18 protein-coding genes are annotated in these 20,211 nt (G+C 61.0%); 8 read left to right on the plus strand and 10 right to left on the minus strand.

Features of this window, described 5'->3' with window-relative positions; all coding sequences use genetic code 11:
* The first annotated feature begins 60 nt into the window (after positions 1–60).
* On the plus strand, positions 61–1,149 hold the full coding sequence (locus ABLA28_RS05100; protein WP_347712765.1) for an alpha/beta hydrolase: 1,089 nt from the start codon (positions 61–63) through the stop codon (positions 1,147–1,149).
* Positions 1,150–1,275: 126 nt separating this feature from the next.
* Here the strand turns inward: ABLA28_RS05100 and ABLA28_RS05105 are convergent, their stop codons facing one another.
* A complete protein-coding gene (locus tag ABLA28_RS05105) occupies positions 1,276–2,442 on the minus strand; it encodes an iron-containing alcohol dehydrogenase (protein ID WP_347712766.1) in 1,167 nt (388 codons plus the stop codon).
* A gap of 140 nt (positions 2,443–2,582) precedes the next feature.
* Positions 2,583–2,810: a winged helix-turn-helix transcriptional regulator gene (locus ABLA28_RS05110; protein ID WP_347712767.1), complete on the minus strand. Its 228-nt coding sequence runs from the start codon at positions 2,808–2,810 to the stop codon at positions 2,583–2,585.
* 168 nt (positions 2,811–2,978) lie between these two features.
* Between ABLA28_RS05110 and ABLA28_RS05115 the strand changes: the two genes are divergently transcribed.
* Complete coding sequence (locus tag ABLA28_RS05115) at positions 2,979–3,551, plus strand: flavin reductase family protein (RefSeq protein ID WP_347712768.1); 573 nt, start codon at positions 2,979–2,981, stop codon at positions 3,549–3,551.
* Between the two features lie 336 nt (positions 3,552–3,887).
* A complete protein-coding gene (locus tag ABLA28_RS05120) occupies positions 3,888–4,406 on the plus strand; it encodes a nitroreductase family protein (protein WP_314716370.1) in 519 nt (172 codons plus the stop codon).
* A gap of 112 nt (positions 4,407–4,518) precedes the next feature.
* Here ABLA28_RS05120 and ABLA28_RS05125 read toward each other — a convergent pair whose 3' ends face one another.
* From ABLA28_RS05125 to ABLA28_RS05140, 4 genes are all read right to left on the minus strand, one after another.
* A complete protein-coding gene (locus tag ABLA28_RS05125; protein ID WP_347712769.1) occupies positions 4,519–5,070 on the minus strand; it encodes a C-GCAxxG-C-C family protein in 552 nt (183 codons plus the stop codon).
* 101 nt (positions 5,071–5,171) lie between these two features.
* Positions 5,172–6,047 carry a TDT family transporter gene (locus ABLA28_RS05130; protein ID WP_347712770.1) on the minus strand — a complete coding sequence of 292 codons (876 nt, stop codon included), beginning with the start codon at positions 6,045–6,047 and terminating at the stop codon, positions 5,172–5,174.
* A 760-nt stretch (positions 6,048–6,807) separates the two neighbouring features.
* Positions 6,808–7,926 carry an aldo/keto reductase gene (locus ABLA28_RS05135; RefSeq protein WP_347712771.1) on the minus strand — a complete coding sequence of 373 codons (1,119 nt, stop codon included), beginning with the start codon at positions 7,924–7,926 and terminating at the stop codon, positions 6,808–6,810.
* Positions 7,927–8,038: 112 nt separating this feature from the next.
* Complete coding sequence (locus ABLA28_RS05140) at positions 8,039–8,452, minus strand: cupin domain-containing protein (RefSeq protein WP_347712772.1); 414 nt, start codon at positions 8,450–8,452, stop codon at positions 8,039–8,041.
* 255 nt (positions 8,453–8,707) lie between these two features.
* Here ABLA28_RS05140 and ABLA28_RS05145 point away from each other — a divergent pair, with 255 nt between their 5' ends.
* Complete coding sequence (locus ABLA28_RS05145; protein WP_347712773.1) at positions 8,708–10,414, plus strand: malolactic enzyme; 1,707 nt, start codon at positions 8,708–8,710, stop codon at positions 10,412–10,414.
* A 368-nt stretch (positions 10,415–10,782) separates the two neighbouring features.
* Here the strand turns inward: ABLA28_RS05145 and ABLA28_RS05150 are convergent, their stop codons facing one another.
* Positions 10,783–11,382 (minus strand): TetR/AcrR family transcriptional regulator, encoded by a 600-nt coding sequence (locus tag ABLA28_RS05150; protein ID WP_347712774.1) that lies wholly within the window; start codon positions 11,380–11,382, stop codon positions 10,783–10,785.
* A 193-nt stretch (positions 11,383–11,575) separates the two neighbouring features.
* On the opposite strand from ABLA28_RS05150, the gene ABLA28_RS05155 reads away from it, so the two are divergent.
* The 3 genes from ABLA28_RS05155 (at position 11,576) to ABLA28_RS05165 (ending at position 15,207) form a co-directional block, all read left to right on the plus strand.
* Entirely contained in the window at positions 11,576–13,456 is a 1,881-nt protein-coding gene (locus ABLA28_RS05155) for a cation-translocating P-type ATPase (protein ID WP_347712775.1), read from the plus strand.
* 238 nt (positions 13,457–13,694) lie between these two features.
* A complete protein-coding gene (locus tag ABLA28_RS05160) occupies positions 13,695–14,348 on the plus strand; it encodes a hypothetical protein (protein WP_347712776.1) in 654 nt (217 codons plus the stop codon).
* On the plus strand, positions 14,341–15,207 hold the full coding sequence (locus tag ABLA28_RS05165; protein WP_347712777.1) for a nucleotidyl transferase AbiEii/AbiGii toxin family protein: 867 nt from the start codon (positions 14,341–14,343) through the stop codon (positions 15,205–15,207). The genes ABLA28_RS05160 and ABLA28_RS05165 overlap by 8 nt, the downstream gene beginning before the upstream one ends.
* Positions 15,208–15,380: 173 nt before the next feature.
* On the opposite strand, the gene ABLA28_RS05170 is transcribed toward ABLA28_RS05165, so the two are convergent.
* On the minus strand, positions 15,381–16,388 hold the full coding sequence (locus ABLA28_RS05170) for a methyltransferase (protein ID WP_347712778.1): 1,008 nt from the start codon (positions 16,386–16,388) through the stop codon (positions 15,381–15,383).
* Positions 16,389–16,697: 309 nt separating this feature from the next.
* On the opposite strand from ABLA28_RS05170, the gene ABLA28_RS05175 reads away from it, so the two are divergent.
* Positions 16,698–16,979, plus strand: a complete 282-nt coding sequence (locus ABLA28_RS05175; RefSeq protein WP_347712781.1) for a helix-turn-helix domain-containing protein — start codon at positions 16,698–16,700, stop codon at positions 16,977–16,979.
* A gap of 249 nt (positions 16,980–17,228) precedes the next feature.
* On the opposite strand, the gene ABLA28_RS05180 is transcribed toward ABLA28_RS05175, so the two are convergent.
* Together ABLA28_RS05180 and ABLA28_RS05185 are read right to left on the minus strand one after the other, a co-directional pair.
* Positions 17,229–17,861 carry a histidine phosphatase family protein gene (locus ABLA28_RS05180; protein ID WP_347712779.1) on the minus strand — a complete coding sequence of 211 codons (633 nt, stop codon included), beginning with the start codon at positions 17,859–17,861 and terminating at the stop codon, positions 17,229–17,231.
* 16 nt (positions 17,862–17,877) lie between these two features.
* On the minus strand, positions 17,878–19,851 hold the full coding sequence (locus tag ABLA28_RS05185) for a TRAP transporter permease (RefSeq protein WP_347712780.1): 1,974 nt from the start codon (positions 19,849–19,851) through the stop codon (positions 17,878–17,880).
* Between the last annotated feature and the right edge of the window lie 360 nt (positions 19,852–20,211).

A 20,211-nucleotide genomic window follows, 5' to 3' on the forward strand; every position in this document is an offset into this window, starting at 1 on the left:
AAGTAGTTTACCAGCCCTGGTATCACTTCCACGTTACTTATTCTACGAGGAGGTTCAAGGATGAAAAAAGTATCGATACTTGCACTGGCCGTGCTTCTTGCGGGAAGTCTTTCCCTCGGCTCCGCCGTAGCGGCGCCGACAAACGCAACGGAGGTTACGAACATGAAGGACACAGCCATTCAGGAACTCACGAACGACAGCCGCGTATTCGCAAAGGATTCGTCCATCCAGGTCAGGATGGTCCGTTTCCACAATCGCTTCGGCATCGACCTGGCAGGGCACCTCTATCTGCCCAAGGACTTCAATCCCGAAAGAAAATACGCGGCCATCGCCGTCAGCGGCCCCTTCGGGGCGGTTAAGGAGCAGTCCTCCGGCCTCTACGCCCAGGAGATGGCGAAGGCGGGCTTCGTCGCGGTGGCCTTCGACCCCTCCTTCACGGGCGAGAGCGGACCGGAGAACGTCCGCTTCGTTGGGTCCCCGGACCTCAATACCGAGGACTTCAGCGCGGCGGTGGACTTCCTGTCCGTTCAGGACTTCGTGGACCCGGAGCGCATCGGCATCATCGGCATCTGCGGCTGGGGCGGCATGGCCATCAACGCCGCGGCCATGGACACCCGAGTCAAGGCCACGGTAGCCTCCACCCTATACGACATGACGCGGGTCATCGCGAACGGGTACAACGACGCGGCGGACAGCGCAGACGTGCGCTTCGAGATGAAAAAGGCCCTGAACGCCCAGAGGACCGCCGACTACAGGAACGGCAGCTACGATCTTGCCGGCGGACTGCCGGATACCCTGCCCGAGGACGCGCCCCAGTTCCTGAAGGACTACCACGCCTACTACAAGACGCCCCGGGGCTATCACGCCCGCTCCCTGAACTCCAACGGTGGCTGGAACAAGACCTCGGCGCTCTCCTTCGTCAACACGAAGCTGCTGGAATACTCCGGAGAGATCCGTACGCCGGTGCTGATCGTACACGGCGAGAAGGCCCATTCGCGCTACTTCGGCGAGGACGCCTTCAAGATGCTGAAGGGGGACAACAAGGAGCTGCTGATTGTCAGGGGCGCGAACCACACGGACCTGTACGACCAGATGGACAAGATTCCCTTCGAGAGGATCGAGTCGTTCTTCGAGAGCAATCTGAAATAGTGGACAAAGCCCCGGAGAACCGGTCGGGCCGCCTGCCCCGCGCCGACAAGACGCCCCCCTCCCCGTCCTGGGGAAGGGGGCGTCTCGATGATGGGCGTCCGCGGAAAAGCCCTTGGGCCGCAGCGCTTACAGGCTCTCCTCAAGGATTTTCACGACCTCCTCGCGCGAGAGCACCTTGTACCCGCCCTTCAGGATGAACGTGCCGTCGGCGATCCCCTCGATCATGGCCTCGGTGACGCCGAGCTCCCGAAGGCGCATCACGACCCCGAGCTCCTTCATGTAGGCCTCCATGCGGGCGAGGCCCTCCTTTGCGATCGCCTCGTCGGACTTTTCCTCGGCCCTCACGTCCCAGACGTTGACCGCATAACGCCGGAACTTCTTCAGGCCGTAGGGCAGGATGTGGCGGTAATACGGCAGGGAGACCGCCGCGAGGGTCATACCGTGGGTCGCGTCGGTGTAGGCCCCCACGGAATGCCCCAGCATGTGGACCATCCAGTCGGTGGACTTGCCCTGTGCCACGAGGGTGTTCAGGGCCCAGGTGGCGGTCCACATGACGTTGCTGCGCGCCTCGTAGTCCGTGGGGGCGTTCAGCGCAATTCTCGTGCTGTGGATCAGGGACCTCAGGAGCCCCTCCATGATGTAGTCCGACGTATTGTCGTCCTCGCCCGAGAAATACTGCTCCAGAATATGAGACATGATGTCGAAAAACCCGGCGACCATCTGATGCCTCGGCAGCGTGAAGGTGAACGTGGGGTTCAGGATGGAGAACTTCGGGAACACCTCGTCCCCGAACACGTGCCCGACCTTCCGATTGCTCTCGGGATTGCTGATCACCGAGCCGCCGTTCATCTCCGAACCGGTGCCGACCATGGTCAGGACGCAGCCCACGGGGATGATCCGGTCCTCCGGCTCCTCCATCCGGACGAAGAACTTTTCCCAGGGATCGTCGCCGCACCAGGCGGAGGCGGAGACCGCCTTCGCATAATCGCAGACCGAACCGCCGCCGACCGCCAGGATGAGGTCGGCGTTCCCCTCGCGGGCCCGCCGGCAGCCCTCGTTCAGCTTCGCGACGGTCGGGTTGGGCATCACGCCCGCGTCCTCGAGGACCGTCTTGCCGTTGGCCCTCAGGATGTCCACAACCCTGTCGTAGATCCCGTTTTTCCTGATGGAGCCGCCTCCGTAGGCCAACAGAACGTTTTTGCCGAACTTCGGCAGCTCCTCGTTCAGGAAATCGAGGGCATTCTCCCCGAAATGAATCCGCGTCGGGTTCGAATAGGTAAAGTTTCCGAGCATCGTTGTCTCCTCCTCGCCGTTTGGAAAGATGAAGTCCCCTTACGTTCCCATGCGGATACTCTATAATTTCGATCCGGCTTCAAGTCAAGGGGAGAAAGGACGAATCCGCCCGAAAAAACGCCGCCCGAGAAATCAAGCCCTTACGCCTCGGCCGCAGCGGTCCCCTCGGCCTCCAGCGCCTTCAACGTCGAGCTGAGCGTTTTGCAGGAGATCTTTCCTGTATACCTTTTCATTTCGTTGAACCGAACGATGCCGAAATGCGCCAGAGCACAAAGGACGGCCCTTTTGTATCTTTCGTCGATCAGCGACGGGGCGTAACGGAAACCGCACCCCTCGAAGGATTCCCGAGCGATGTTCCGTTTCGTCATGACAGTTCCCCATCAGAAAGTATGGGCCATAATCGTAAGTAACCCACCTCGATGTAAGTACTTTTTTCCCGTTACTGACTTGAATATAATGATACGGGCGGGGCGGAAAAGAGGCAACTCGCGGAAGCATTGGGCGTACCTGGAGACCATTGGGAAAGGATGATCGTCATGAGAAAGAATCTGGATGTTCAGCCGGCGCTGTTCCCGATGCCGGTGTTGATGGTGGCGGCATACGACAGCAACGGAAAACCCAACGTGATGAACGCCGCCTGGGGACAGATCAGCGCGATGGACAAAGTTGCGCTTTTCATCGACGAGGAGCACAGGACGACGAAGAATATCCGGGAGACGAAGGCCTTCACGGTCAGCATCGCCGACCTGGACCACATGGCCGAGGCCGACTTCGTCGGCATCGCTACGGGCAACAAGATGGAGGACAAATTTGAACGCACCGGGTTCCACCAGGTCAGGAGCGCTCACGTAAACGCCCCCATCATCGAGGAGTTCCCCGTGGCGATGGAGTGCGAGCTGCTGGAGATCGTGGACACCGAGAACCTTCACTGCGTCATCGGGAGGATCGTCGGCGTCAGCGCGGACGAGAAGGTCCTGGATTCGAAGGGGAAGGTCGATCCGGCGAAGCTGAACGCCTTTGCCTTCGATCCGTTTCTGAACGGCTATTACAAGATTGGGGAGAAGGTCGGACAAGCCTGGAATGCCGGCGCGGGGTTGATGAAGAAATAAAGCTGATGAAGAAATAAAGCTGATGGGGAGGCGGATAGGAAGTACACGGGACCGGTCCAGCGTCCGCCGTTCGAGGAGGGCTCCCTGCTGCTGCAGGCCACGGCCGGATGCAGCCGCAATCGGTGCGCCTTCTGCTCCAGGTACCGGAACGTCCCCTTTCAGGGCGAGGACCTGGAGCAGATCGAGCGGGACCTTCTCGAGACGCGAGGTCCCGGCGGCAGGGGGGTAATCGCCTAAAATCCCGGTCAATCGCCCCATACGGCGAAAAGCACCTTATCATATAATCCAGAACGACATGCGCCGCAGCAGAACGATAAACCGTCAGGAGGGATCGTCATGGATTTTCTGGAGCTGGCAAGGGAGCGCTATTCCGTCCGGAAGTTTGCCCCCCAAAAGGTGGAAAAGGAAAAGCTGGACGCGGTTCTGGAGGCCGGCAGACTGGCCCCCACCGCCGTCAACTACCAGCCGCAGCGGATATTGGTGCTCGATTCGGATGCGGCCCTCGGCAAGCTGAAGGACTGCACGCCCTATCACTTCTCCGCCCCCTTGGCCCTGGTCGTCTGCTACGACGCCGCAGTGAGCTGGAAGCGATCCTACGACGGCAAGGACATGGGTGAGGTCGACGCGAGCATCGTCACCACCCATATGATGCTCGAGGCTGCGGCCCTGGGCCTGGGCAGCACCTGGGTGGGGCATTTCGACCCGCAGAAGGTGCGGTCGGCATTCGCATTGCCGGAAAACGTCATACCGGTCGCCATCCTCCCCATGGGCTACCCTCACGAATCGAGCGTCCCCAGCCCGAAGCACGCCGAGCGCCTTCCGCTCTCGGAGACAACGCGCCGCAATACCTTCTGAGCCCCATCCCCTGCGTTCGGGGGGTGTTACACGCTCCCGGGCACGGACATGACGAGAGGCCCCCGATCGGGGGCCTCTCGTCGAAGGAGCCGTCCTCTTTTCTCTCCCGGCCTCAGACTACCGATTTTGCCGGGGGCAAAAACGGCTTCTCCAGCCCCTGTATGGGCTCGTCATCCAGGTTTTTGACCCCAAGCTCACGGCAGAGCATCTCCGCCAGCTTCCCCGCGCAGAGCCCGGTGAAGGCGATGCACTGCTTCTTGTGCTCCCCCTCGCTCATCTCAAAGCCTTTGGTCAGAACGCGACAGCAGACCGCATGTTTTGCGTTCGCGTCGCGGAACCAGTCGTGCAGTTCCTTCGACAGCGCCATCACCGCGTTTACCTTGGGGTCCTTCGGCCCGGCCTGCGTCGTGCGCCCGAAGAACATGCCCAGCGCGAGAATGGCCCCATTCAAAGCACCGCACATGCACCCGGCGCGCCCGGCTCCGATCGACATGGCGGAAGACATGGCGATCACCGATTCCGGTACTTCCACCTGAAAATCGCTCCTGATAACGTCCATAACGGCCTCGCAGCAAAAGAACCCGTTGGCGTACGACTCCTCCGCGTGTTTCTGAATGGCCTTCGGACTCACTGCCGTTGCGTGGTACGTGACGATCGATTCCATTCGTGTCCCCCCTCTGAAAATTGACAGCGGCTTCAAGAACTCGCCGCCCTGTTTTTCACGCGGCATCCCGCGTAAAACGGTTTACTTCTGGAACAAAAACTTCAGGTAGCCCCCCAGCACCCAAAGTACGACAAGGACGGCAATGGCGTCTGCACGTGCCCCAACGCCGCCATCCAAGCCAGCCCCGTGTACCCGGCCGTCATCTTCACCGCGATGGCGCTGATCACCAAAGGAAAGGTAAACGCCGCATGGCCGGGGGTGAAGGAGGTCCGGCAGAACCTCAGCAGATACGACACCCCCGCCCCGTAGAAGAAGAGGGAAAAGGCGAGAAGCAGCCACACGAGGACAGGCTCTTTCACCTCGAACGAGGCCATGTAGCCCGCCAGCAACAGGGATGCGGGCGCGGCAAGGATGACCGCCGTGGGCCTTGCGGCGTCCGGAACCTGCCCGACCTTCCAGAGACGCCAGCAGACGAAGGGCAGAAGGCAGAAGTAGGCGACAAAGGCAAACCAGAAGGCCATACGTCCGATATCCAGGCGCCCCGTCACCGGAGCGGAGGCGCTGGCCACAGCAATTCCCACATAGACGATGAACCATGAGGGGAACACCTTCTTCAGGGCGAACCCCTTCAAAAACATCCAACTGAACCACAGGATCAAAAGTGCATGACCAACAAGCCCGGCGTACCAGACGGCCTCCCCCGCCTCCGGCGCATAGGGTTTGACGTACCCGGCCAGCAACAAAGTCGCCATTGTGAACGTCGGCAGGACGCTCGCCGCGACGGGGTTCTCGAGGGGCTCCTTCAACTTTGCGTTCAGGACCAGCAACTTGAGCAGATAGGGCAGATAGAGAAGAAACGCGATTCCCCCGAGAAGCAGCCGCGCCCCACGACTATAGCCCTGCACGAGGTTGCCCAGCGCGAACAGAGAGAGGATCAGCCCCGCGGTCGGAATAGGATATTGCCGCAGAAAATTCAAGACCAACATACCCCCTTGCCTCGATTTTTCGGGAAACACCGATCGGATCGGCGCTTCCTCCGTGAAAATCGGCTCGCAGGCCCTCCGTTCCAGGGCAGAGAAGGGGCAGGTATTTTTCAAGCTCCGAGGACACGCGCCCGAGCTCAAGCAGGGGGCCGCGAACCGCAAAAAAAGCGGGGATCTCGAAATGCAAAAAATGCAGGGGATTTGAATAGATAAGGGAGGAGGGGGGATATCGAGAAAAAAGACCGCTCGGGGCGGTCTCTCCTGGAACGTCAGCGGCTGGAAAACGCCATGCGGATGCCTTGGTCTGCCCCTGAAGAGTACGGCCCGATCCGAACGGCTCCTCCCGAGGAAGGAACCCCACTGCAGAATGCATCCCGTGCATCCAAAGCCGATCGTCAGGTGAATCCGCAGTATCGCATCCGAGCGCCTCCTTCCCTGAAGAATGACCGACAAGCCTCTACTCTTCCACCTCAATACTATATCTTTATAATGGGATCGTGTCAATAATGAACCCCAACCCCAAATCCGCAGGTTGCGATGGCTTCGCTGAGGATCAAACCCGTCGTTATACAGGTTAAGCCAACTCCGACCCTTTTACCTCTCAGGTGCGGCAGAAAAATACGCAGAACTTGCCCCGCCACACGTTGAAAATTTTGCCTGTGGTCTTGGGCGAACCACGAGGCCGAGGGGCAGAAGCGCCGCCGAGGGCGCTTTCGTCCCCGTAGCCCCCGTACATGCAGATTGGGAATTGGAATTACGCGAACGCCGCCGCCGCTTTGGCCAGCTCGTCCCGAATCGCGATGTGCTGCGGGCAGACCTGCTCGCAGCGGCCACACCGGATGCACTCCGCCGCGCGCTTCCTGCCGTGGCCGCCGACCAGCCAGGACTCCTGATGCTTGGCGGCGGTCAGGTCGCCGTAAAGCGTCAGCGCGTTCATCGCCGTGAACGTCCCGGATATCCCCACCTCCACGGGGCAGACCTTGGCGCAGTAGTTGCAGGTCGTGCAGGGGATCAGCGGGATGCGGGCAAGCTCCTTCCTGGCCTCCTCCAGCGTTTGCCTCTCCGCGTCGGACAGCCCCATGAAGCTCTTCATGAAGGACAGGTTGTCCTCCATCTGCGCCAGGTCGCTCATGCCGGAGAGGACGGTGAGCACGCCGTCCAGGTCCGCGGCAAAGCGAATGGCCCATGACGCCATGGAGGCGCCGGCATCGGCCCGTCTGAGGATCTCCGCCACCGACTCCGGCGGGGTCGCCAGCATTCCTCCCTTCACGGGCTCCATGACGATCACCGGCTTGCCGTACTTCCGCGCCATGTCGTAGCAGGCCCGGGACTGGATGGCCGGGTTCTCCCAGTCGCCGTAGTTGATCTGGAGCTGGACGAACTCCATCTCGGGGTGCGCCTTCAAAATCTCCTCCAGCTCCTCCGGCGTGGAGTGGAAGGAGAACCCCACGTGCCGGATGAGCCCCTCCTTTTTCTTCTCCTGGACGAAGCGCCACATGTCGAAGTCGTCGAAGAAGTGCGTACGCCCCTCCCCCAGGTTGTGCAGCAGGTAGAAATCGATGTATCCGGCCCCCGTCTGCCTCAGCGAGGTCTCGAACTGCGCCACGGCGTCCTCGCGGGTCTTACATTCCAGCCATGCGGCGTTCTTGGTGGCCAGCTGGAACTTCTCCCGGGGATAGCGCTCCACCAGCGCCTCGCGGATCGCGTCCTCGCTGCCCGGATAGGCCCAGGCGGTGTCGAAGTAGGTAAACCCCTCGGCCAGAAAGCGATCCACCATCCGCTTCGTCCGCTCGACGTCGATCGCATCGCCATCCTTGGGCAGACGCATCAGGCCGAACCCCAGCTTCTTGATCCCTTCCCCCAAATGAGTCATCGTATCCCCCTCGTTCCTCGTCCTCATGAAATTTCGACGGCACCGGACACGGGACAAAGACCGCGGACGCCTCTCCCCGCGCCGCGCACCCTCCCGCCGGGCCGATACGCCGCTACGGAAGCCGGGCGTAGTCCTCCTCGCTCACCGGCTCGCACCACTCGTTTTCGGCGCCCTCCCCCGGCACCTCCACCGCCAAGTGCGTGAACCAGTTGTCCCGGGCCGCACCGTGCCAGTGCTTCACCCCGGCGGGGATCCGCACCACGTCGCCGGCATGGAGCTCGCGCGCCGGCACCCCCCACTCCTGATACCAGCCGCGGCCGGCGGTGCAGAGCAGGATCTGCCCTCCGCCGCTCCTGGCCTTATGGATGTGCCAGTTGTTCCGGCACCCCGGCTCGAAGGTCACGTTGCCGATCACGACGCCCTCCGTGGAGAGCATGTTCAGATAGCTGTTCCCCACGAAATACCGCGCGTAGGCGGTGTTCGCCCCGCCGCGGGGAAACGGTCCCCCCATCGCGTCCTTATCCATTTACAACACCCCCCGACGCTCGATCGATGATAGGTAATCAATGATGATGAATGGTGATGGCATCAGTCTATATCCTCGAGCCGGCTCCAGGTCAAGATGGAAACGGATGAAATATCATGGCGCCACGACAAAATCAGCAAGGTCATACGGTGCGGAAAACTCAACCTCCCCTTTGACGCCTTCTCCATATTAGGTGTTCCCTAACCTATCTTTCGTCTTTTTTATTTCTCAAGATGGCTTTCGAGATATAGAATAATGAGACGTTTTGCTCGCGTCGGAAAATATGATCGGAGTAGTCGGCCCTGTGGAAAACGAAGGAGGAAACCTATGAAGACATCTTACGAGCTGCTGAACGATCCCTTTTTGAACAAGGGAACGGCTTTCACCCTGGAGGAACGAGAGAAATACAGCCTCACGGGCCTTCTTCCCCCCTTTGTGCAGACAATCGAGGAACAGGCCAGGCAGGCATACGGGAATGTATGCAAAAAAACGAGCGATATCGAGAAGCGCCATTACCTGATGGAGATTTTCGGACGCAACCGAACGCTGTTTTACTATCTGTTCAGCCGGCATATCGTGGAGTTTATGCCTATCGTCTACGATCCCGTCGTGGCGGAGGCCATCGAGCAGTACAGTGAGTTCTATGTCGAGCCGCAAAACGCAGCCTACCTGTCCATCGATCACCCTCAGGACATCAAAAAAACACTGATCAATGCCGCAAACGGACGCGAGATCAATCTGATCGTCGTGACGGACGCGGAGATGATCCTCGGCATCGGCGACTGGGGGACAAACGGCGTGGAAATCTCCGTCGGGAAGCTTGCCGTCTACACGGCGGCTGCCGGGATAGATCCCAACAAAGTGCTGCCTGTCGTGCTGGATGTAGGCACGAACCGACAGAGCCTTCTGGATGATCCGCTCTATTTCGGAAATCGTCACGAGCGCGTTCGCGGCGACAGGTATTATGAGTTCGTCGATCGGTTCGTAAAGACCGCCGAGGAGATGTTTCCCCACCTGTACCTGCACTTTGAGGACTTTGGGCGTTCCAACGCCGCCGTCATCCTGAACAGGTACAAGGATACCTATACGGTGTTCAACGACGATATCGAGGGCACCGGCATCATTTCCCTGGCAGGCATCCTCGGTGCGCTGAACATCAGCGGACAAAAACTGCGGGAACAGACGTACATGTGCTTCGGCGCAGGAACGGCGGGCTGCGGAATCGCAAACCGCGTGTATCAGGAAATGCTCGACCAGGGCGTCCCGGAGGATGAGGCGCGCAAAAAGTTTTACCTGGTGGACAAACAGGGTTTGCTCTTTGAAGATATGGACGATCTTACGCCGGAACAGAAGCCGTTCGCCAGAAAAAGGAGTGAATTTGAAAAGGCCGAAGAGCTGACTACCCTTGCCGCGGCCTTGAGGGCAGTTCACCCGACGATCCTCGTGGGAACGTCCACACAGGGCGGCGCCTTCACGGAGGAGATCGTAAAGGAGATGGCATCGCACACGGAGCGTCCGATCATCTTCCCACTCTCCAACCCGACGGAGTTGGCAGAGGCGAAGGCAGCGGACCTGATTGCGTGGACGGACGGAAAAGCGCTGGTCGCGACCGGCATCCCTTCAAAACCCGTGGAATATAACGGCGTGACCTACGAGATTGGGCAGGCCAACAACGCGCTGATCTACCCCGGCCTCGGGCTTGGCGCAATCTCGGTGGGAGCAAAGCGGATGACCGATCGGATGATCTCGAAAGCGGCGCATTCCCTCGGCGGTATCATCGATGTGACAAAACCCGGCGCCGCGGTCCTTCCGCCGGTCTCCGAACTGACGAAATTCTCGGAGAGCGTCGCGGTGGCCGTTGCAACGGAAGCGGTCAAAGAAGGATTGAATACCGTCCATGCAGACAACCCCGCGGAAAACGTCAAAGCGAACAAATGGTATCCGGTCTACAAGACGATCTAACGCAGATTTCCGCTCATACAACAACTAACGGTCGGCGATCCTACGCAGAGTATCCGCCAACCAAACACGCCGCGAGGCAGGAGTGGCGCAAATAATGTGAGGGATCGAGTAAAAGGACGCCCAAATAAATCCCTGACGATAACCGTTGATGATTGCGTCAGGTTCTTCAGGTGAAGTCCGAAATTTTTTCTTAAGGTTCTGGTACATGAGCAGACCGGAAATGTAGCCTTTTTCGGTCTGCTCATTTTTGGCAATCGTGGCCCCCAACGGGCAAATCGTCTGCCGCTTTGCCGCGGATGCCTCGGCCTGGGGAGGGAAACCGCCCAAGGGCTGCCGGTCCCAGAGCCCGAGGGCGGCGACGTTCGGCGCTACCGCGGCGAGGGGGCTTCGAGCAGCGGCGCCATGACGGCTCGGAAGTAGCCGTCCAGCTCCTCCGGCGTCTGCACCATGCCGTTCTCCAGCCACCAGCGCACCATCTCGATGAAGCTCCCGGCGATGTGGTTGACCAGAAAATCCCCGGGCACGCCGCTCAGCTCCTTCACCTCCCCCTCCCCCAAAAACCTCTCCCGAATCACCTTTTTGATGCCGTTCCTGAAGTCCTTCAGAAAGAGGTCGTTGCTCTCCCCGGAGAGAAGGCTGAGGATGTTGCCGTCGTTCTCCTGGAGGTGCGCCAGGATATGGCAGAAGATGGAGACGGGCCTTCCCCCGTCGGGATAGAGCCCGTGGGTGTGCGTCCGGTCGAGGGCGGAGCCGATGATGTGGTCGAAGAGCCCGCCGCACAGCGCGCGCAGCAGGTCGTCCTTCGTGCCGAAGTGCATGTAGAAGGTGCTTCGGCCGACATTGGCCTGGTCGATGATCTCCTGGATCGTGATTCTGTCGTAGGGCTTCTCCGCCAAAAGCTCCGAGAACGCGCCGAAGACCGCGGCCCGGGTCCTCCGCTGCCGCCTGTCCCACTTCTCTCCCGCCATCGCATCTCCCTCCCAAACATTTATCCGAATCCGTCCCATAAGGGACACCTGCCCCCGGCGTATTCTTCCCTCTCCTCATCCCGATCATTATAATCAATAACGAACATAGAGTTCAATAACTTTCCAAGGTCCGCCCCAGAGCCGTCGGAGCCCATGGGAACGCGTCAAAATATCCAAAATGGAGGTCGCCGTATTGAGGAATCTATTTGGGAATTTATTTGAACGGTGGACGGAGAACGAGATGCGCATCACGGTCGTATGCGCCCTGCTCTCGGCGGTTTCGCTGGCGCTGAGCCTGACGGGAACCTTCAGCGGCGTTCTGCCGGCGGATATCGCGTGGATCGCGATCGTCCTCTGCGGCTTCCCGATCCTTCTCGGCGCGGCCAGGGGCGTCATCCTCGAGCACGACATCAAGGCCGACCTGCTGGTCGCCCTGGCGCTCGTCGCCTCCGTCGGGATACGGGAGTACTTCGCGGCCGGGGAGGTCGCGCTGATCATGCAGATAGGGTCCCTGCTGGAGGACTACACGTCCGAGAAGGCGCGGCGCGGCATCGAGAAGCTGATCGGGCTGAAGCCCTGGACGGCGCGCGTCAGGCGGGACGGCTCCGACGTCATCCTGCCCGCCGACGAGGTGCGGGCGGGCGACGTCCTGACCGTGTTCGCCGGCGAGACGATCCCCGCCGACGGGACGATCCTGGAGGGCCGGACCTCCATCGACCAGTCCGTCATGACCGGCGAGAGCATCCCCGTGGACAAGAAGGAGGGCGACACGGTCACCAGCGGCACGACGAACCGGTTCGGGACGTTCTCCATGCGGGCGGACCGGGCCTGCGGCGACAGCTCGCTCCAGCGGATGATCCGGCTCGCGGAGGAGGCGGACGCGAACAAGGCCCCCATCGTGTCCCTGGCCGACAGATGGGCCACGTGGCTCGTCGCCGCCGCGCTCCTCTGCGCCCTCCTCATCTGGCTCTTCACGGGGGAGTTCGTCAGGGCCGTGACGGCGCTCGTCGTCTTCTGCCCCTGCGCCTTCATCCTGGCGACGCCCACGGCGGTCGTCGCGGGGATCGGAAACGCCGCGCGCTACGGAATCCTGATCCGCTCCGGCGATGCGCTGGAGCGCCTGTCGAGGGTGAGGCGGATCGCGTTCGACAAGACAGGCACCCTGACCCACGGCAGGCCGCAGGTCACGGCCTTCAGAAGCCTCGACGCCTCCTTCACGGACGACGACATCCTGCGCCTGGCGGCGCGGGTCGAGCGGTACTCCGGGCACCCGCTCGGCAAGGCCGTCGTCGCCTCCTTCCAGGAGCGGACGGGAGAGGACCCCGAGCCCGTCTCAGACTCCCATACGATCGCCGGCCGGGCCGTGAGCGGCAGGATCGGCGGGACGGAGGTCGCCGTCGGAAAGGCGGAGTACTTCGCCTCCCTGGGGATGCCCCTCAACGGGGCCGTCGAGGCGGCGGACGAGTACCTCGGCCAGGGGGCCACGGTTGTCTGCCTCTCCCACGGCGGCAAGGTCGTCGGGTTGATCGCCCTCGCGGACACGATACGGCCGGAGGCGGGGGACACGGTCCGCGCGCTGGAGTCCGCCGGCATCTCCTGCATGCTCCTCACGGGGGACAACGAGCGGGCCGCCCGCTCGGCCGCGTCCGCCGCGGGGATCGCGGACGTCCGTTCCGACCTGCTGCCGGAGGAGAAGGCGTCCGTCGTCAAGGAGTATGAGGACAGGGGCGAGCCGACCTGCATGATCGGGGACGGGGTGAACGACGCTCTGGCCCTGAGCAGCGCCTATGCCGGCATCGCGATGGGCGGGATCGGCAGCGATATCGCGGTGGAGTCCGCGGACGCCGTCCTGGTGAGCGACGAGATCAAGCACCTACCCTACCTCTTTCGCCTGATGGGAAAGGTGATGCGGAAGGTGCGGACCAACATCATAGCCTCCCTCCTCATCAACGTCAGCGCCGTCGCGCTGTCCGCGGCGGGAGCCCTGACGCCGGTCACCGGCGCGCTGTGGCACAACTTCGGCTCCGTCTTCGTCGTGGTCAACGCGGCGCTGCTGCTGCGCGAGAAGGATTGAGGGAAACGCTGATTCAAGCCATGAAGCACCCCGGCGAGACCACAGCCTGCCTGTTTTGAGGAAGAGTTTTCTCGTGCCCGTCGCCACTGCTCCGGAGGGGAGCAGTGCGGCCTTCTTGTGGTCCGTCGATCCCGGACGTCTCCCCTCAACCAACCCTATCTGCAAAAGCTGAAGTATAATATTGCTGCCTGATTACCGATAAAAGGAATCAGGCAGCATATTATTCAGGGTGATGGGGATGGATGTTCAAACGCGCAGGGCCATACCGTTCGAGGAGGCGGACACCGCGACGCTGCGGCAGGCGCTGTCGCACTATGCCAACCCCGACAACAAGATAGGCGACCTGGTGCGGCGCGGTGAGATCCTGCGCGTCCATAAGGGATTGTATGCCATTGCACCCGAGTTTCGCCAAGCCCCCCTTTCCCTGGAAATCCTGGCCAATCGTATATACGGCCCTTCCTACCTCTCTCTGGAGTACGCGCTTTCATGGTATTCGATGATCCCCGAACGCGTCACGGAGTTGACGTCCGTCTGCCTCGGGCGGTCTCGTTCGTTCTCGACTGCGGTCGGGGTCTTTTCCTACGTGGGGATCAAGAGGGAGGCATATTCCGAGGGGTTCGACAGGATCGATCTGCCGAAGGGACGGACGTTTCTCATGGCGACACGGGAAAAGGCGCTGGTGGATGTCATCGAGGTACGAAGAAATGTTGCGCTGCGTTCGCGCAGGGATATGGAGAAACGCCTCACCGAGGATCTGCGCATCGACGAGCCCGAGCTCCTCGGACTGGACCTCGGGCGGGTTGGGCGCTTCGCCGCGTCGTATGGGACGGCAAAGACAAGCCTGTTGGTCGACTTCCTGAGGTCCCTGCAAAGGAGAGGGCAGGATGAATGACGCTTTGAAGAAAATGCTGAGCGCCTATGATCTGTCCACGGTCGCCTCCGTGACGGATGCGCTCAGGGAGGTCATCCAAGAGATTGCGCTGTTGGGGCTTTCAAGGAGCTCTTTTTTTGCCAGGGCCGGTTTCTACGGCGGCACGGCACTCCGCATTTTCTACGGGCTCGACAGATATTCGGAGGATATGGACTTTTCCCTGCTGCGGCCCGACGAATCGTTCTCCCTGGACGAATATGAGCCGTTCGTCATCAAAGAGCTGGAGGCGTTCGGCTTCGAGGTGGTATTTGAAAAAAGGAAGAAACGCTGGGAGACGCGCATCGAGTCGGCCTTTCTGAAAGCCGACACAAAAACGCAGTTTCTCGCGGTAGAGAGTCCGCAGGCACTGGCCGGTCTCTTGCCGATGGGACAGAAGATCCGGATAAAAATCGAGGTGGATACCGACCCTCCCCCCGGTTTTGCGACGGAGACGAAATATCACCTCCGCCCCATTCCGTTCCCCCTGCGGCTCTACGTTCTGCCGGACCTTTTCGCTGGAAAAATGCACGCGCTGCTCTGCCGCGACTGGAAGGGACGCGTCAAGGGCCGCGACTGGTACGATTTTGTGTGGTATGTGTCGCGCAGAACGCCCCTGCATCTTGCGCACCTTGAAAAACGAATGATGCAGAGCGGACACAAAACCTGGGACGGCCCCCTGACCGTAAAAATATTTCACGACCTGCTGATAAAACGGATAGAGGCGCTGGACGTCGAATCGGCAAAGGCCGATATCATTCGTTTCGTCTCCAACCCGGACGATCTGTCGATCTGGTCCGGCGACTTTTTTCTGGCGGCGGCTCAGAAAATGACCTTTGCATAGCCGGGCTTAACCGGAGCGAAGTACGGCACCAATCCCGGCCACCGATATCTCGGCAGTCCGTCAGGACAGACCTTGCCCTGCCCACAGGGGCAAAAACAGCTGTAATTTCGATCCGGCTCCAGGTCAAGCAATCGCGATGAGCCCGGAGTATTCGCCGGTTGATCGGTTGAGCTTCAATCCCGCTTCCTCAAAATATTTATGTCGTGCGTTCCCGTGCTGAGGAGGGCCGTCCTGTTCTCCACCGGGCCAAACCCGGCTGCCTTTGCCATTTCCGCTACCTGCCCCTTGAGCACGCCTATCGGCATCCCCTGGAGATTGAACGCCATGTAGCCCAGGATCATATCCCAGGGGCCAGAATAATCGGGCTCGATGCCCTCGTTCACGCACACGACCAAACCGCCCGGGTTCAGTGCCATCCTAAGCCTGGCGAAGAAATCCGGGCCGCCCGCAATGGCGAACAGCATGATTGAATGGCAGAGGATCAGGTCATAGCCGCCGCCAATGTCGTCCTTCGTAAAGTCTCCGGTCATGACGGAGGCCCGCTCCTGCATTCCGGCAAGGGAGACGGTCTCCTCGATCAATCTCTTCATGGACGGCAGGTCGAAAAGGACGCCCGTACGCTCCGGGGCATCCCGTATGACGGCGAGCCCCAAGCAGCCGGCTCCGCAGCCGAGATCCAGAATCCTCCCGATCGAGCTGTTTTCCGGAAGACTGTGGATGATGTCCAGCAGCTCCTGCTGGCGTATGCCGGACTGCGCGTCGCGCATCGCCGCGCCATAGGCCGCAAAATCCATGGACCGTTGGGTATGCTCCTCCGGCTTCGGCCCCTCCTTGACATGCCGTGCCACGTTTCCGAGGTTCATGCCCTGATTGCCGCAGAAAAAGGACAACACGCCCCCCATGTACTCGGGCTTCCCTCTGACCAGGTATCTCGAGGTCTCGGGCATGTTGCGGAAGCTGTCGCCGTCCCGCTCCAGGAAACCGATGCCGTAAAGCCCCTTCAGAAGGTTGAGGGTGTTGTATTCGTTCCAGGACATCCTTCCGGACAGTTCCCCCGCGGTGACCGGCGTCTCCAGCTGCGTGAATACGTCCAGTTCAACCGCCCCCATGATCAACTGCCGATACGCGTGAATATACGGTAATGCCGTCAGCCGTTCGTAGATACCTGCCCTGTCGTTCACTTAAATCTCCCCTTCCTGTCGTGTCCCTTACACATCGCCCACAAAATAGTTTTCTTAATCAAACTATTGTGCGGCGAACAAATTGGATGGAAAAAGTTTCTTAAGGACTTTTCCCGCCTCTTTTGATGCCTGAAAATTGGACGCAGGAAACTTTGATATAGAAACCCTGGATGCAGGAAGCTTGAGGGTCAAATTCTTCCGAAATATAATCCACTCGGTACATATCGGCTGGACCATATCTTAAATTATCCGGGCATTCGTTGTCAATGCAATTACCCGAAAGTTTGGCGATCGGACGAAAAGGATTGGCTGACGGGCGAATCGAGGAACTGGAGAGACGGATGCACAAGCGTTCAGCAGTATATCGTGGTCCAGCGTATGCCCTATGCGGGACGCCTTCTGCGGGATACGGAGCCCCCCGTTTCCCGGATCGCCGAGATGGCGGGGTATCGGTGCATCGGCAGCCTGTCGGAAATGTTCCGAAGACATACCGGGATGAAGCCCACCGAGTACGAGTTCATGATGAACCGGATTTTTTCTCCCAATCCCAAAGCTTTTGCAGGTAATAAGCAGAGCGTCGACGAAGTATAAACCGTGCGGGGAGCTGGGACCTTCATCCGGCAGCTTTTATGAACCGCAATGCGCACCGATGGAGCACAAAGAAGTACGTCGGGCCGAAGGGGTACGAAGCGGCCAAGGCGTGCCTTTCGTCAGCGTTGAAGGTGAAACTGCCGGACTTTACTTCGATGTTGGCGCCAACACGGCATCCGCCGCCCGAAAGGCTGCAAAGAGCGGGACGTCTGATTGAACGAAGCATATGAATGATTTATTCTGCGAAAATTACGACAAAAAGTTTCCCCGCCCCTCCCTCAGATGGCCGACGTCGCTCAAAAGCGCCACACGCGGCATTCCGTCCCTGAACTCGACGCAGGAGACGCCGCAGTTCGGGATCCTGAGCCGCCAATAGTAGGACAGCGGGACGTCGAGAAAGTGACAGATCAGCACCTTGAGGACCGCGCCGTGCGTCACCAGCAGCGCGTCTTTGCCGGAGTTCGGCATAGCGCGGTCCAGCGCCGATACCGCCCTCCGCTGCACGTCCGCCAGGGTCTCGCCGCCGGGGCCGGGCATCCTCACCCTCTCGGGGCAGGAATGCCACTCCTCCAGCAGGGACGCGTCCTTTTGCGCGATCTCCCGCACGGTCATGCCCTCCCAGTCGCCGTGGTGGATCTCCATGAAGCCGGGGTCGGTCACGAAACTTTCGCATTCCGCCGCCTCGAAGATCCTCCTGCCGGTCGCCTCCGCCCGCCTCAACGGCGAGGAGAGCACCGCGTCCAGCGGAAAACCGCGAAAGCGCCCGGCCGTGAGCTCCGCCTGCCGCAGCCCCGTCTCGTCCAGTGGGATGTCCCTCTGTCCCTGAAGGCGCCCTTCCCGGTTCCAGGCCGTCTCCCCGTGGCGCACCATGAAGAGCCTCATTTCCGGACTGTCCTCCTCATTCCGCGGCGACCGTGGGCGGTCTCGCGCCCTTCCTCCTGCGCAGGTGGAAGAAGTAAACGGCCAGGATGAGCACCACCCCGACCAGGTCGCTCGTCGTCCCGGGGATGAGGAGCCCCAGCCCGCCGGCGACCAGAAGCAGGCGCCAGTAGGACTTTATCGGGGCATTGAGGTAGCCGATCAGGCCGCCCCCGATCCCGAACAGCCCCACCAGGGCGGTCAGGATCATGGGCAGGGCCTCGGCGAAGGTCCCGTCGATCATGATGAGCTTGGGGTTGAGCGCGAACATGTAGGGCACCAGAAAGGCGGCGATGGCCAGCTTGGAGGCGTTGACCCCCGTCCTGAAGGGATTGCCCCTGGCGATGGCCGAGCCGGCATAGGCTGCCAGCGCCACGGGAGGCGTGATGTCCGCGATGATGCCGAAGTAGAAGCAGAACATATGGGCCGCCAGAAGGGGGATGCCCAGCTGAATCAGGATCGGCGCCGCCACGGTCGACGTGATGATGTAGTTCGAGGTGGTGGACACCCCCATGCCGAGCACCAGCGACGTGACCATGGCGCAGACGAGCCCCAGGAACACGTTGCCCCCGACGACCTGGAACATCCCGGCGCCGATCCGCTGTCCCAGGCCGGTCAGCGTGACCATCCCCACGATGATGCCCGCCGTGGCGCACGCCGTGGCCACCGAGACGATGTTGCGCGCGGACAGGGGCAGCGCCGCGAGGACCTGCCTGGGGGAGACCCAGGTGCCCCTCCTCAGAAAGGGAACCACGGCGGCGATCAGGACGCCCCACAACGCCGACCGGGTGATGGTGAAGCCCGACAGCATGAAGTAGATGATGGCGCACAGCGGCAGGACGAGATGCCCCTTCTGCAGGAGCAGGGGCTTCGCCGGCGGCAGCTTTTCGCGCGGCAGGCCCTTCAGCCCCTTGCGCCGCGCCTCGAAGTCCACCATGATCCAGATCCCCGCGAAGTACAGCAGGGCGGGGATCAGCGCCACCAACATGAGCTGCGGGTAGGGAACCCCCACCGACTCGGCGATCAGGAAGGCGGCCGACCCCATCACGGGGGGCATGATCTGCCCGCCCGTGGATGCCGCGGCCTCGACGGCCCCGGCGAACTCCGGCTCATAGCCCAGGGACTTCATCAGGGGGATGGTGAACGACCCCGTCGACACGGTATTCGCCACGGAGGAGCCCGACACGGTGCCCTGAAGGGCCGACGAAAGCACCGCCACCTTCGCCGGACCGCCCACCGCCCATCCCGCCAGGGCGTTGGCGAGGTGGATGAAGAACTGGCCGATCCCCGTCTTCTCGAGGAAGGCCCCGAAAAGGATGAACAGGAAGATGTACGTCGAACAGACCCCGATGGGATTGCCGATGACGCCCTCGGTCGTGATGAAGAGGTGCGTGAGGATGCGCGGCAGCAGGTAGCCCCTCTGCGCCAGGAACCCGGGCATCTCGATCCTGATCAGGCCGCGCGACCCCATCAGGCCGTAGAGGATGAAGCACAGCGCGATGATCACGATGGGGGGCCCCACCACGCGCCAACAGGCCAGGAGCACGAGGCCCAGGCCGATCCCCGCCATGACGGTGTCCATCATCGTATAATCGCCGGCGCGAAGCTGAAGGGCCTTGAAGTTGACGATGAAGTAGGCGATCACCGCCAGAAACGCGGCGGCGAAGAGTATATCCAGAGGGTTGATCCTCCGGCGGCTCGATTTCTTCGTCGTCGGATAGAGGATGAAGGCGAGGCTGACGGCGAAACCGAGATGTCCGTAGCGCAGGATCTGCTGCGGCAGACGCCCGCTCAGCGAAGCGTAAAGCTGAAAGACGGCAAAGAGCACCAGGACCACCGTAATGAGGACGTTCACGCCCCCGGAGAAGATGCGATAGCGCGAATCGCGTTCCAGCTCGGACAGATCGACATCCACGGGGATTGCATTCAATTTTTCGCGATTGAAAAGGCTCAACGCCGCCACCCTCCTGCAGGAAAATTAGGACCGCGCCTCGACCGGCCGGGACAAGGACACAAGGCGCAAGGGCCCCGCCCGGAACGGGCATCCATCATTACCGGATGACCGACACGGGACGACGCCTCATGGTCCCGACGGACTTCCGAGGCCATAAAAAAGCCCGGCAGTTCACGGAAAAGGCACTGCACCCGTTGAACGGCCGGACTGTCTGGTTCTTCAATCAACTCGCTGTTGGACAAGAAAGGGGAAGGGATGACGACGGGCGCTTACCTGTCGGGAACCGTGATTCCCTTCTCCTTGTAGAAACGGGCCGCGCCGGGATGGACGTTGCCCGGGATGCCGCGGAAGGGGTTCTTC

It is taken from the genome of uncultured Fretibacterium sp., assembly GCF_963544685.1.
Taxonomy (GTDB): domain Bacteria; phylum Synergistota; class Synergistia; order Synergistales; family Aminobacteriaceae; genus CAJPSE01.